Source organism: Paraprevotella xylaniphila YIT 11841 (assembly GCF_000205165.1).
Classification (GTDB): Bacteria; Bacteroidota; Bacteroidia; order Bacteroidales; family Bacteroidaceae; genus Paraprevotella; species Paraprevotella xylaniphila.
The window spans coordinates 172,242-186,880 of record NZ_GL883886.1 but is presented as its reverse complement, the minus strand read 5'-3'; the positions used below and the strand labels follow the sequence as shown (position 1 = coordinate 186,880).

Below are 14,639 nucleotides of genomic sequence, written 5' to 3'. Positions count from 1 at the left end.
AGTACTCAAAAAAAGGACACCAACTGAGTTTTTCCATCTGATTTTTTGTACTTCTACAAAAGTTTTGTTACTTTTGTTCGATTGATAAAATTCTTTTTAACAGTATAGCTATGGCAGATAGTAAAGAAAAGCTTTTCTCTGACTTCATTGCACCTACGCGACAAGAATGGCTCGACAAAATCAACGTCGACCTCAAAGGTGCGGATTATCAGAAAAAAATGGTCTGGAGAACCAATGAAGGGTTCAGCGCAGAACCATTTTACCGAAAAGAAGATTTGGAAGGTATGGCGCAAACCCATGCACTTCCCGGCGAATTCCCCTATGTTAGAGGGAACAAGAAGGACAACAACCGTTGGTATGTCCGCCAAAACATCCGAGTGACCGCCCCAAAAGAAGCGAATGAAAAAGCACTCGACCTCCTGAATAAAGGAGTCACATCATTAGGGTTTAAAGTCCCGGCCAAAGAGTTGAACGCCACGTTCATCTCCACTTTATTGGAAGGAATCAAGGCCGATGCGGTGGAACTGAATTTCAGTACTTGTCAAGGTCATACCGTAGAATTAGCCCGTCTCCTGACGGCATACTACGATGAAAAAGGATATGACCGCGCCGCATTAGTGGGCAGCATCGACTTCGACCCGATGCAGAAGATACTGACCAAGGGCAAGGATACGACCGCCCTGTTGAACAGACTGGCGGAACTGGTCAATATCCTCGCACCGTTCCCGAAAATGCGTTGCGTTTGTATCAATGCCGACACGCTCTGCAACGCCGGTGCTTATATCTATCAGGAACTGGGCTATGCCCTGGCATGGGGGAACGAATACCTCAACCTGATGGTAGAGGCCGGTATCCCGGCAGCCCTTGCCGCCAAGAAAATCAAATTCAACTTCGGCATCAGCGGTGTCTATTTCATGGAAATCGCCAAGTTCCGTGCTGCACGCATGATGTGGGCCAACATCGTAAAACAATATAACCCGGTTTGTCCGCGCGAAGACTGCACCAACACGGGTGAGGATAAGTTCTGCAACTGTGCCTGCAAAATGTATGTCAACGCCACCACTTCCACTTACAACATGACGGTGTTCGACAGCTACGTGAACATGCTGCGCACGCAGACTGAGGCGATGAGTGCCGCATTGGCCAACGTAGACGCCATCGTAGTGACTCCGTTCGACACTCCATACGAGACTCCGACTGATTTTGCTGAACGTATCGCCCGCAACCAACAGCTGTTGTTGCAGGAAGAAAGCCACTTCGACAAAATCGTAGACGTGGCCGGTGGGTCATATTTCATCGAAACGCTCACCCGTTCGTTGGCAGAAGAAGCTTGGAAACTGTTCCTTACCGTAGAAGAAGAGGGCGGATTCCTTGCAGCCGCCAAGGCAGGCAGCATCCAAAAGGCCGTGAACGACACCAACGCCAAGCGTCATGCCAACGCAGGCAAGCGCAAGGAGTTCCTGCTCGGAACGAACCAATTCCCCAACTTCAACGAAAAGAGCGAAGGAAAAGCCCCATTGGCTGCCACATGCTGCTGCCACAGCCACGGTGACAGTTGCGAAAAACCGTTCGCCAAACTGGAAACAAGCCGTCTGGCTGCCGATTTCGAAACATTGCGCCTACAGACAGAACAAGCCGAAAAGCAGCCGGTGGCTTTCATGCTCACCATAGGCAACCTGGCCATGCGTCAGGCACGCGCCCAGTTCAGTTGCAACTTCCTGGCTTGCGCCGGCTACAAGGTGATAGACAATTTAGGTTTCCCAACCGTGGAAGAAGGCGTGGAAGCCGCCATGAAGGCAGGTGCCGACATCGTGGTGCTTTGCTCCAGCGATGACGAATACGCCGAATATGCCATCCCGGCTTTCAAAGCCGTAGACGGCCGTGCCATGTTTGTCGTGGCCGGTGCTCCGGCCTGCATGGAGGACTTGAAAGCCGCAGGTATCGAGTATTTCATCCACGTCCGTGTAGACCAACTCCAGACACTGAAAGAGTATAACGCAAAATTGGGAATCAAATGAGACAGAATTTTAAAGACATAAACATATTCTCCGGTTTCGGCCAAAAGAACGGCCAGGACTGGCAAAAAGAAAACGGTATCACCGCCAACTGGAAAACGCCCGAACAGATCGACATCCAGCCGGTGTACACCCAAGAGGATTTGGAAGGAATGGAGCATTTGGACTTTGCAGCCGGTATACCTCCGTTCCTGCGCGGCCCGTACAGCATGATGTACCCGTTCCGCCCGTGGACCATCCGCCAGTACGCCGGATTCTCCACCGCCGAGGAAAGTAACGCATTCTACCGCCGCAACTTGGCCAGCGGACAGAAAGGTTTGTCCGTGGCTTTCGACCTCCCGACACATCGTGGCTACGACCCAGACAACGAACGTGTGGTAGGCGACGTGGGCAAGGCCGGCGTGTCAATCTGTTCATTGGAGAACATGAAAGTGCTTTTCGAGGGAATCCCCTTGAACAAGATGTCCGTCTCCATGACGATGAACGGTGCCGTGCTCCCCATCCTGGCCTTTTACATCAACGCCGGACTGGAACAAGGCGCACAGTTGGAAGAAATGGCCGGAACCATCCAGAACGACATCCTGAAAGAATTCATGGTGCGCAACACCTATATTTATCCGCCCGCCTTCTCGATGAAGATTATTGCCGACATCTTTGAGTACACTTCACAGAAGATGCCTAAGTTCAACTCCATTTCCATCTCCGGTTACCACATGCAGGAAGCCGGTGCCACGGCGGACATCGAGCTGGCCTACACATTGGCCGACGGTATGGACTACCTGCGCGCCGGAGTGAACGCCGGAATCGACATCGACGCATTCGCGCCTCGTTTGTCTTTCTTTTGGGCCATTGGCATGAACCATTTCATGGAGATTGCCAAGATGCGTGCGGCACGTTTGCTGTGGGCAAAAATCGTGAAAAGCTTTGGTGCGAAAAACCCGAAATCCATGGCGTTGCGTACCCACTCGCAGACTTCCGGTTGGTCGCTTACGGAACAGGACCCGTTCAACAACGTGGGACGTACGTGTATCGAGGCCATGGCAGCCGTTTTGGGGCACACCCAGTCGTTGCATACCAACTCGTTGGACGAAGCCATCGCCCTGCCGACGGATTTCTCAGCCCGTATCGCACGTAACACGCAGATATACATCCAGAACGAAACCCAAGTGTGCAAGCACATTGACCCGTGGGCCGGTTCTTACTATGTGGAAACCCTGACGAACGAACTCGTCCACAAGGCTTGGGAACACATTCAGGAAATCGAGAAACTGGGCGGTATGGCCAAAGCCATCGAAACCGGTCTGCCCAAGATGCGTATCGAAGAGGCCGCAGCCCGTACGCAGGCCCGTATCGACTCCGGCGCACAGACCATCGTGGGTGTGAACAAATACCGTTTGGACCACGAAGATCCTATCGACATCCTCGAAGTGGACAACACTGCCGTCCGCCTGCAACAGGAAGAAAACCTGAAGAAACTGAAAGCCGGACGGAACGAGGAAGAGGTGAAAAAGGCATTGGACGCCATCACCGAATGCGTACGCGAGTTCAACGAAGGTAAGAAAAGCGAACACAACCTTCTTGACTTGGCCGTAAAGGCAGCTAGTGTACGTGCCACGTTAGGAGAGATTTCAGACGCTTGCGAGGCTATCGTAGGCCGATATAAAGCCGTAATCAGAACTATTTCACAAGTGTATTCATCAGAAAGCAAAGCAGACGCCGACTTCGCCGAAGCATGCGAGTTGACGGAAGAGTTCGCCCGGCAGGAAGGCCGCCGGCCGCGTATCATGATTGCCAAAATGGGGCAGGACGGGCACGACCGTGGAGCCAAGGTTTGTGCCACGGGTTATGCCGACTGCGGTTTCGATGTCGACATGGGACCGTTGTTCCAGACACCGGCCGAAGCTGCACGCCAAGCCGTAGAGAACGACGTGAACATCATGGGCGTAAGTTCGCTGGCAGCCGGACACAAGACCCTCATCCCGCAAGTCATCGAAGAGTTGAAGCGGTTGGGACGCGAGGACATCATGGTCATCGCAGGCGGTGTCATCCCGGCGCAGGACTACGACTTCCTGTACAAAGCAGGCGTAGCGGCTATCTTCGGTCCCGGAACCTCCGTAGCCAAAGCAGCCTGTGAAATGATGAAAATCCTTTTGGACAAAGAATAAATACCACTTAATTTTTTCTTCATGGCGGTCATTCCGGCTTAGGTCGGGGTGACCGTTTTCCATATCTGGAGCATGGGGTAGAAAAGAAGAAAGCATATAGTCGGACTCCTCGCTGAAAATCATGAATAGCCAAACACGAAACAGCCAACCACCCGATACAAGACCAAAAAACGTCCGGCAGAAATGGAAAACCATCCGGCACAAAAAGAACAAAAAGCCTCAAAGGAAAATATAGATAACTTATAAACAATCATTTATACATTATGAATCATCAATAACAACCGGTCGCCCAACATCAGTTCCAGCGAACCGTTCGGCACAATATAACGGTCGCCCCGCTTAATCATAATAACCAGCGTTCCTTCCGGGAGCGACAGTTCGCGAATATGACGTCCCCGTTGCAGAAGCTCTTCCGTACAAAGCACTTCGCGTAACGTGCTCCCGACATCCTCGGTCAGTTCGATACCGAAGTTGTCCTCTTTTTCCGGCAAGGGTTCCGTAAGGCCCAACTTACGTGCCACCCATGACAAGGACATACCCTGAAAAAGCAAAGATATCAACGTGACGAAAAACACGATATTGAAAATCTGACTGGCACCGTCCACTTGCGCCATCACCGGATAGGTAGCGAAAATAATGGGAGCAGCCCCACGGATACCGACCCAGGAAATAAAAAGCTTGGATTTATTCGTGATTTTCCGTCCAAAAGGCAGAAGGCTTAACCATACGCTAAGCGGACGGGCCACAAAGGTCATAAAGACGCTGACCAGGACAGCCGTCAGCATGACGGGAAGCATCTCGTGGGGATTGACCAGCAGTCCCAACATGAGGAACATCACAATCTGGAGCAGCCATGTCATGCCATCGAGAAAAGTTCCTATTTCCTTCTTCTTGAACAGGCGGCTGTTGCCGATGACCATACCGGCAATATAAACCGCCAGATACCCATTGCCTTTCAGCAAATAGACCGAGCAATAAATGATGAAAATGAAACAAAGCACCATGATGGAATAAAGCTCGGCATTCTTCAGGCTCACACGGTTGATGAGCCATACGGACAAACGTCCCAACAGATACCCCCCGGCTATGCCGACTACAAACTGCAGCAGAAAAGACCACAGGATTTCCCAACCTGAAACTCCTCCGGCCTGCAGGCATTGTATCAGGATGATGGTCAACAGATAGGCCATCGGGTCATTGCTCCCGCTTTCGAGTTCCAACATCGGTTTAAGATTATGTTTCAGGTTGATTTGCTGCGAACGAAGGATGTTGAAGACGGAGGCGGAGTCGGTGGACGACATCGTGGCGGCCAATAACAAGGAACCGATGAGGGTGAAACCGACGCCCGTATGCAGTTGCCAACCGGAAACCCAATAGACGAACAATCCGCAAAAAAGCGTAGTCAGAAACACGCCGGAGGTAGCCAACATGACCCCCGGCGACAATACCGGACGGATGTCCTCCATCTTCGTGTCCATTCCTCCCGTGAAAAGAATGATACACAATGCCACCATACCGATATGTTGGGCCACCGACACATCGTCGAACTGTATGCCCAGACCGTCTGTGCCGAACAGCATGCCGGCCAACAAGAACATCAACAGGGTAGGGATACCGAAACGGTAACCGGTCTTGCTCATCAGGATACTACAGAAAATCAGAAAGGCGGATACAAGCAATCCTATTTCAATGGAAACATTCATAGTTACGGCTCTTGGAATTTAATTGTACAAAGATGAAAAAAATAACATTCTTCGTCAACCGTCCGTGCCGTAAAAAAACAAAAAAGATATTTCCGAGTGTAACCGTACAAGGCTTGTCCCCACAAAAAAAGGAGCCCGAAAGCTCCTTTTATCCTCATATCACTTCCTTTACAGACCGGGTTGACGGTCCAAGTAACTGCGAATGTCGGGCGAAGAAGGACGCAACATATTGGCATTCACAATCTTCCCCTCGGGATCGAGCAGGATGAAATGGGGAATACCGTCGGCCTTGTATGCCGTCTGGAAACGGCTGCCGGTACCTAAATGCAACTGTATTCCCGTCATCGGCTGACTTTTCACCATCTTCAGCCAATCGGCCTTACGTGCATCCGTAGAAAGGCTCAGGAAGGTGATATTGCGCCCTTTGTATTCTTCCTCCAACTGCTTGAGAAAAGGCATCTCACGGCGGCACGGACCGCACCACGTCGCCCAAAGATCGATATACACATATTTCCCCTTGAAATCGGCTACGGTATAAGCTTTCCCGTCCACGTCCCATGCCCGGAAATCGGGAGAAGGGTTACCCGGACGAGCCAAATCCCAAGCATCATATTTTTCTTTGAAGGCAGTCTGCAGTACGGGATCGGTCACGTAAGTGCCGTGCAGATTCAGCAATTCATCTATATTGCTGATGCCATACTGTTCTACTTGCTCGATAGCCAACACGTTCAGCAGCGTCTGTTTCACTTTGTCGTCCTCGATATGGTCGGCAATGTAGTTCATCATGCAAATAGTACGGTCGTATGGTGTCTTTGCTTCTTCTTTCTTGCAGCCGAACATTCGGGCTATCTCCTTCATATACTCACGATACTCTTTCAGTTCTACCAGGTTTTCGTCTGCCACAGCATACTTTTTAAGCGTATCGTAATAGGCTTCGTCCGGGCGGTAAGTGGTATCCTGAGCCACAAAAGGATGCCCCACAGCGTACATCATCAGCGAAGAAGCATAGGCATAACGGATGCGGCCGGTTTCGACGGCAACGAAACGCGGACTGACTTCGTCCAACTTCCATGCCTTCAATATACGCATCATGGACTCTTCTTTCTTGTCCACCAACGCGGCGTACTCATCAAATGGCAGGGCCATCTTCTCTTGCGGGACATCCAACAGGGTCACCTGATTCAGATACTTAAAGATTTTCTCTTTGCCTCCATCCGCTTCAAATTTTACGGTTCCCTTGAAATCAGCCCCGTCGAAGGAGATATGGATACGATCTCCGTCTTCCAAAAAAATATTTTTGCTGTCCATTCCATAAAACAGACTGGCATGTACGGCACCTATATGCTGAAAGGTATGACTACCGTGCCCGTTGTCGTCTAACGGAATCTCTACGATCGTAGTCTGATACACCACAACAACTGTCGAAGCCGTCTTATTTGCCACATCGACTGTCAACTGAATATCGGCCCGACTCTGTACGAACCCCAAAACACAAAAGACAAACGTTAAAAAGGCTGTCTTAAACCACATATTATTTTTCATCATCTCATTCATTATTAATTATTGTTGATAAATTACTTTCTCGCGGTAAATCACGTCCACAATATCTGCAAAACCGGAGTATCGTTCCACCGGAACGGCATTCTGGAAATTGCCTTCATTCGTGAATCCGTCATAAATACGCAATGTACCCTCGCCCGTATCATTTTTCTTGCTGCCTACAATCAGGTCGTAAGAACGGTTGTCTGTGTCTTCTTGTTCCCACAGATAGAATTTCAAACAGGTGATTTCTTCTCCTTCTGGCAATTCGAACTGTAATTCTGCCGCCGGAGCCGCATTGGAAAAATTCACGCGATAGACCTTTCTACCCACGGCATAATACATAAATGTCTTCAGGGAACTGAACGCAAAGTGTGTGGCCCCGGCAATGTCGGTACAAGCAGACAAATCCACATAATAAGCTTTCTCATAGGCATAACCGTATTTGGCTTCGGCAAAAGAGTAAAGTTCATTGAGAATGATGCCATACAAGAAACGTTGGTTGTCTTTACCCAAAACGGCATATGTCATCCCGTTACCGTCCTGATTACGGTCGTAGCGGGTATTCTCCATACAGATAAAGTCCATTCGGTCTGCTCTTTTCGGCCATGCGAAAAGCTCTTCATTCACTGTAGGGAAACCGTCGGCGGCCAATTCATCCATCGGCACGTCTCTCACATTATCCAATCCGATAGACGCGAACTCCGAAGCACAGACCACAAAACGGCGGTTATTCTTGTCCCACATCATAAAAGCCGGAATAAAAGGAGTCCCTTTGGCATTATAACCGACTGCCGGCTCTACATAAAAACCATTGGCTCGGACGGAACCGAACAACCCGTCGCCGGACAAAGTATTACAATAATACACACGTCCCGCAATATCGACAAACAACTTGCCTGGCCTGTGAGAAGCCAAGCAACGTACCGTACCGGTATACATTCCGTTACCGAACTCATAACCTATCATATAGGAGTCGTTCCACTGAAAATCGTTATTGCTCAAACGCGTAGTCCCACTACCGGCCACCAAATAGAAAGGCTCTTGCATCCCGGGGTCGCAAACCAGCTGGTAAGGTTGTAGCCAATCCTCCAACTCCGTCCCTTTCAACAAATCATAATTCACATTATCCGTTTCCTTGATGTGCGACACCATGTCCAGACGCACACGCCCGTTGTCGGAGCACAATACCAACCACCCCAACGAAAGCGGCGTATCCACGTTCAACGTGGCCGACTTTTGATAATACAGCCCCGACGCCTTCTCCCTAATGGTCAGTACCAACTGATAGTTGCCCTGTGCAAGAGTCAATTCCACATCCAGATTCAAAGCCGTACCCAACACAACCGGTTCCTGGCTCCCGGCCTGGTCGTACGCCTTCCATTCATAAGTATAAGCATCCGGTACGAACTCTTTTGCTGCCACCTCCGGCTTTATGACGAAAGGTTCACGGGAAATGGCAGAATAAGCGTCATCGAACGAAATGTTCAAATCGTTCAAATCCCTGTAATCGTAATTCCCCTTATCTTCCGCACAGCTTTGCCATAAGAACGGCAACACCAACCATAGCAAACGGATATATTTCATTCTTTCCATATCATTCCATTTTAGTTATCAGAGGTTATGGGAGTAAAATCCAACAGTTGGCGATCATCCCCTTCGGCTGCCGGGTCCACCAATGCGTCTACATCCACCGTTCCTTGTTCATATCCCAACAATATATATAATTGCTTCGTCATATAAGTATCTATTTCCCTTTGCATGTACACCCATTTATTGAAAGGAATAGCCCCCTTCACATTATAGTCGGCACGATCCACCACATCATCGAACAGCTTCCACATCAGACGTAACTTACGTTCTGAAAACTCGCCGACATACTCGGGAAGCCATCCGACCGGAGGAGTAGAATAGAAGTCGGAAAAATCTATCCGGAACTTCAACATCTCGGTGTAAGGACGTTCCTCGCTTCCCGTAGAATCCCTCTCCAGAAACGTAGTGAAATACTCGTTAGCCGACAGTTCCAGATAAATGGACTTCAATCCCGTTTTAATGGCTTCCGTACGTTTCAAACGAACCACATAGGAAAACATGGAAGCATGAGCCGGTACCACCGCCGGTGTCAGCAACTCATAATCCACTCCTTCCTCGGCATTGTCCGACCAAACCTTGAGATTGACCGGACGATCGATATCAGCCTGCCTTCCAATGGTCTGTATGACTACCGGTACGTCGAGATACATCGTTTCGTCCGGCTCATAAACGAAAGTCAAAGTCGTCGTATCTACCAACACACTCCCCGAAGTCCGGTTATTAAAGTAAATTCCGTCGGGAGCACTATACAAATCCGGCGTACGTTCATCGCATGCACTCCACAAGCAAAGCGCAAGGCACATCGGAAACCATATTTTTAAATTCTTCATCATAACCTGTTTATTGTCTGTTGTCTGATTCCGTATCCGGTAAAGGAACTACAAAAAATTTCTCCGAAGCCGGGATGAATTCCGTAATAGGATCAAAAGTAATCAATACCGGTGAATAGTTCCGCTTATGATAGAAAAAGATTTGTCCCTCCCCATACAGCTCTCTCACGACCTCGTATCCCAAGAAACGCGGAGCATATTTAGATTCATCCATTTTCTCTACTCCACGGTGTTCCCGTAACTTATTCACCCAACTGCCCATAAGAGGGCGTTCGCTCACCTCGTCGTAAAGGTCTGCAATAATCAGATACATTTCTCCCAACCGTATCATCGGAACGATGGTGTTCTCTATCTTCCCCACGTCGGTAATGTCCGCATACTTATAGAAATAGTAATCATTTCCGCTCTTTTTCCAGTTGGCAATGTAACGATAGTCGTCAGTAGACCCGCCGTAGTCCGCTCCGCCGCCGAAATAAGGCATCTCCAGAAGAGCCGGATCCATCCTGAGCACCGGCTTCGGGCTTCGATCCGGATCGTTGTTGTTCTTGAACATCAGATTACGGTTCACATTCGTCAGACCGAAAATCACTTCCGTAGCAAAAATGCGATCCACATTCTCCGGTGTCCCTAACACGTCCGCTTTATTCACAAACGGGAAATGCTGCGGGGCAATATTAATAATCCCTTCGGCATAGCTTTTAGCCTTGGCTTTATAGTCCTCCTGATGCTCATCCTTGTAACTGGATATATAGTGATATGCCCGCGCCAACAACGCCTGTACGGCATAATAATTAAGCCTCAACGTACGGTACTCCAAGAAATTGCTTCCCCCCGTCGTCGCATGATTGACCAAATGGTCCGTCGTCGTGATAATCGGGTCATCGGCCAACAGTTTTTCCGCTTCAGACAAATCCTCTATGACATGGCGCATCACTTCATTCCCCGGTAACAGTTCCTGCACCTGCAAGGTAGTGGATGTCTCATAGGGAATACTGGTCTTCGTCGGGTTCAGCTTATACACGGGACCGAACAGACGGAACATGTCGAAATGCAGCAAAGCCCTTAACGCCAACGCTTCTCCCCGAATCAAATTATAATTGTTGCCTGTAAAGACCGGCTTACGACTCTCCATCTGTTCCAATATCGTATTGCAATTACGAATCAATGCATACGCCTTGTCCCACGTATTGTCGAGTCTCGTACGCCAATACTCGGTAGTGAAGTTCCGGTTGTTCAAATCAATATAATCGCCCCAAGTCAATGGATCGGTACCAATCAGATAAGACCCTCCCATAATCTCCACCATTTCCACGGTAAGCGTCTGGCCGTACAGCTCGTCCTTGTTCAAATCAATATACACTCCGTTAAGCAATTTCTTGAAACCTTCTTCGGTACTTAACAAATCACCTTCGGCCATGGTGTCGTAGGGCTTCACTTCAAGCCAGTCACTACATCCGGCCGTGAAAAACAAGCCGGAAAAAGACAATATGATATATTTTAATATTTTCATAATTTCTATAGCTTTAGAATACGGCTGAAACAGAAAATGACACAGTTCGCGCAAAAGGATAATCAATACCCCGTTCCGCTTTTACGGTAGACACCCGGAAGATGTCGTTCATGTTAGCCTGAAGGGTCAACGACGACAGACCGACCTTTTTAATGAAAGGTTGCGTGAATTCATATCCTACATTGAAGGACTCTCCGGCAAACGTATTCTCATCCATTACGAAACGGGAAGACTTGTCCGTTTTCTGCACTAAGGAGATACCCTTAAACTGCGCTTCCTGACCTGGAACGGACCAACGGTCATACAGCGCACGTCGGTCCTGATTGTAGTTTATGTCACTCAAATCGATATTCTCCACCTTATTATATAAATCTGAATTGAATATCTGCCCCCCGAGTTGGTAACGGAAATAAGCTCCGAACGAAAAGCCCTTGTAATAAAAGGTCGTTCCCAAGACCCCTTCCAATTTAGGCTGCGTGTCACCGACGACCACTTCGTCATTCACATCATAATCGAACGAATAACTACCGTCTTTCTTAATAAAAAGCTCTTTACCCGTAGCCGGGTCAATACCTGCCGAACGGACAGCCCAAATAGCCGTCGGGCTTCCTCCATCGTAATAACGCGTCGTCCCCGTCACCGAAGCCTGTCCGGCTTTGTTCAAAGCACTCAAAGAATTGCCTATATGAGCGTACTCCGATTTGTACGTCCGCGCATTCAAGCTGACGGTCCATTGTATCCCCTTTTCCACGTTATGAATAGGAGACACACGCAACGTAGCCTCCAGTCCGTTCGTATTTTGCTGGCCGGCATTCATCGCTACGCTCTTTACGCCTACCGAACCCGGTGTCGTAATGACAGCCAACAGCGGGTCTGTAATTTTGCGGAAAACATCCACAGTTACATTCAAACGATTGTCGAACATGGCTATATCCGTCCCTACCGTATAATTCAAAGTGTTCTGCCACTGAAGGTCGGGATTTCCCAAAGCCGATATCAAAACACCCGCACCGAACACATTGGTCATCCATCCATTGAATTGATAAGTCGTGAAAGCCTGATAAGCGGAAAAGTTCTGATTACCGGGATTGCCGACAGACGCACGCAACTTGAGCAGTTGGAACAGGTCCGTGCCGCTCATAAACTTTTCCTTGTGAATGTTCCAACCTATACCCACCGACCACGTATCGCGGAAACGGTGGCTCGACCCGAACATGGAAGCCCCGTCGCGCCGATAGTTAACGTCGAGCAAATAACGGTTGTCATACGCGTATCCACCATTCAAATAGAAACTGGCCGCACGCGTGGTGCTTTCTGAATATGAAGGTTTTCCACCATCCGGATAGCCATTGGCAAAAGAAGGTGCACCGAACTGGTCTTCGGTGAAGCCTATTGCCTTATAACCGTTACGGGTAGACTCCGTGTTGGAAAAATTAAACCCGCCGACAAGATTGAGCATGTGGACTTCCCGGAACAGCTTGCCGTAAGTCACGGACAGGTCCCCTTCATACTTCGTGACAGCAGTAGTGGAATGTTCGTATGAGCCCTTCTCCGTATCGCTCATACTGTCGAAATCCGTATGCAACGGAGACAAACGCGTTTCGGCTGTGGCCGTAGTTTTCGTCACTCCGAATTTGGCACGGGCACGCAAATCCGTCGTGGCAAACCATTCCGCAATGAAGTTATTCGTAAAGCCAAATTCATCCCCACGGTCATAATTGTTCAGACGGGCATTCCAAAGCGGATTCGGAACAGGAGCCTCGTCGTCATTCTCCGGAACATACAAATACTTGTCTACTCCGCCATCGGCATTGTACTTGCGGTAATAGGGATTAGCCAAAGCATATTCGGAGAACGAGACCACAGGGTCGGACGTTTCCAGATAATCAATCGTCAGTTTATTACTGAACTGAAACTTCCCGGTACGATAAATCAAATCCAGATTACCGGATAGGGTCTGGCGGCTCGACTCCTTCATCACGCCTTCCGTATTCCCGTAAGTCAGCCCTAAGCCATACCTGATTTTCTCTTCTCCACCCTCGGCATAAACGTTATGTTTTTGCACGAAACCGGTACGCAATGGCTCACTCAACCAATAAGTATCCACTCCACGTGCCACTTCTTTCAAGCGTTCGTTCCTCAGGTTGTCCAACCTCAGTTGGTTTAACGGGTCGTTCGTCAAATCAGTATATAACCCGGCCAATTCTTCGAACTTTATCTTTTCGCTGGCATTCATCAGGTTATAATCCGTCAAATCGGCCATTGTCAGGGAGAAGTCGCCTTTATAACTCAAGCGCAACCGTCCCTTCTCCGGCTTCACCGTCTCGATGACCACAACACCATTGGCCGCTTTCGAACCATAAATAGCCGTAGAGGCCGCATCCTTCAATATCGTAACGGAAGCCACTCGGTTCATGTTCAAATCCGAGACCGTCTGCAAATCGGTTTCAAATCCGTCCAGTATGAACAAGGGCAGATTCGGATCCGTACCATATTCCTCTTTCAACCCCATGATGCTGCTCTTGCCGCGGATTTCGATGTCCGGCATGCGGTTGGGATCTGAACCAAATTGGATGTTGTCCGCGATTTTGAAAGATGGATCGAGGGTTTTCAAACTCTGCAATACATTCTGCACCCCGATTTTTTTCAATTCCGGTCCCTCGAAAGTAGCAGCCGACCCCGTAAAGCTTTCCTTCTTACGTTGGTATATTCCCGTCACCACCACTTCATTCATGGTTTTCGATGCCGGGGCCATCACTACCTTCTTAAAACTTTCCGTATGGGACGCGTCCAATTCCCGCTCTAACTTTTCGTAGCCGATATAAGTGAAAACCACTTTATAACGTCCTTTGGGCAAAGTTAATGAATAAGCACCGTCTATATCCGTCACCGTAATCACGTCCGTACCCAACACACGAATGGAAACTCCAATCATGGTCTCTCCAGTCTCCTTGTCCACCACAACTCCTTTTACCGTCATTTTCTCCGGACTTCCGACTGTTTCAGCACGAACCGCCCCTCCGACACCTGTACCGTTCTGTGCATAAAGCGCAGAGACTGATGAAAGCACCATAACAAAAACGAAAAGGGCAAACCCGGCACCGCAAGCCTTTAAATGGAAAAATACGATTCTCAAGTTTATTTTCATACTTCTTTCGTTATATATAAAAAGCAGGACATTATTACTCCTGCCAACCATTTTATATTCCCTTTCTCCAACACTTTGGAAAAAGAAAAATAAAACGAAGAGAAAGAAGTCCCACAAGACCCGGTTCCCTCGTTTT

Annotated in this window: 8 protein-coding genes; 2 read left to right on the top strand and 6 right to left on the bottom strand. The window is 48.8% G+C overall.

The window, feature by feature from the left end:
- Positions 1-110: 110 nt before the first annotated feature.
- Positions 111-2,018, top strand: coding sequence for a methylmalonyl-CoA mutase small subunit (mutA, locus tag HMPREF9442_RS14105; protein ID WP_008629906.1), 1,908 nt, complete (start codon positions 111-113; stop codon positions 2,016-2,018).
- Positions 2,015-4,180: a methylmalonyl-CoA mutase gene (gene scpA, locus HMPREF9442_RS14100; RefSeq protein ID WP_008629905.1), complete on the top strand. Its 2,166-nt coding sequence runs from the start codon at positions 2,015-2,017 to the stop codon at positions 4,178-4,180. The genes mutA and scpA overlap by 4 nt, the downstream gene beginning before the upstream one ends.
- 254 nt (positions 4,181-4,434) lie before the next feature.
- Here scpA and HMPREF9442_RS14095 read toward each other — a convergent pair whose 3' ends face one another.
- From HMPREF9442_RS14095 to HMPREF9442_RS14070, 6 genes are all read right to left on the bottom strand, one after another.
- Entirely contained in the window at positions 4,435-5,883 is a 1,449-nt protein-coding gene (locus HMPREF9442_RS14095) for a potassium/proton antiporter (RefSeq protein WP_008629903.1), read from the bottom strand.
- Positions 5,884-6,051: 168 nt separating this feature from the next.
- Entirely contained in the window at positions 6,052-7,428 is a 1,377-nt protein-coding gene (locus HMPREF9442_RS14090) for a TlpA family protein disulfide reductase (RefSeq protein WP_253271123.1), read from the bottom strand.
- A gap of 15 nt (positions 7,429-7,443) precedes the next feature.
- Complete coding sequence (locus tag HMPREF9442_RS14085) at positions 7,444-9,018, bottom strand: PKD-like family lipoprotein (protein WP_008629900.1); 1,575 nt, start codon at positions 9,016-9,018, stop codon at positions 7,444-7,446.
- Positions 9,019-9,029: 11 nt separating this feature from the next.
- Positions 9,030-9,848: a hypothetical protein gene (locus HMPREF9442_RS14080; protein ID WP_008629899.1), complete on the bottom strand. Its 819-nt coding sequence runs from the start codon at positions 9,846-9,848 to the stop codon at positions 9,030-9,032.
- Between the two features lie 7 nt (positions 9,849-9,855).
- Positions 9,856-11,355: a RagB/SusD family nutrient uptake outer membrane protein gene (locus tag HMPREF9442_RS14075; RefSeq protein ID WP_008629898.1), complete on the bottom strand. Its 1,500-nt coding sequence runs from the start codon at positions 11,353-11,355 to the stop codon at positions 9,856-9,858.
- Between the two features lie 13 nt (positions 11,356-11,368).
- Positions 11,369-14,503 carry a SusC/RagA family TonB-linked outer membrane protein gene (locus HMPREF9442_RS14070; RefSeq protein WP_253271122.1) on the bottom strand — a complete coding sequence of 1,045 codons (3,135 nt, stop codon included), beginning with the start codon at positions 14,501-14,503 and terminating at the stop codon, positions 11,369-11,371.
- Between the last annotated feature and the right edge of the window lie 136 nt (positions 14,504-14,639).

Coding starts and splice junctions, on each gene's coding strand:
- HMPREF9442_RS14075 (WP_008629898.1), bottom strand. CDS start 11,355: ATGAAAATATTAAAATATATCATATTGTCTTTTTCCGGCTTGTTTTTC.
- HMPREF9442_RS14090 (WP_253271123.1), bottom strand. CDS start 7,428: ATGATGAAAAATAATATGTGGTTTAAGACAGCCTTTTTAACGTTTGTC.
- HMPREF9442_RS14095 (WP_008629903.1), bottom strand. CDS start 5,883: ATGAATGTTTCCATTGAAATAGGATTGCTTGTATCCGCCTTTCTGATT.
- HMPREF9442_RS14080 (WP_008629899.1), bottom strand. CDS start 9,848: ATGATGAAGAATTTAAAAATATGGTTTCCGATGTGCCTTGCGCTTTGC.
- scpA (WP_008629905.1), top strand. CDS start 2,015: ATGAGACAGAATTTTAAAGACATAAACATATTCTCCGGTTTCGGCCAA.
- HMPREF9442_RS14085 (WP_008629900.1), bottom strand. CDS start 9,018: ATGGAAAGAATGAAATATATCCGTTTGCTATGGTTGGTGTTGCCGTTC.
- mutA (WP_008629906.1), top strand. CDS start 111: ATGGCAGATAGTAAAGAAAAGCTTTTCTCTGACTTCATTGCACCTACG.
- HMPREF9442_RS14070 (WP_253271122.1), bottom strand. CDS start 14,503: ATGAAAATAAACTTGAGAATCGTATTTTTCCATTTAAAGGCTTGCGGT.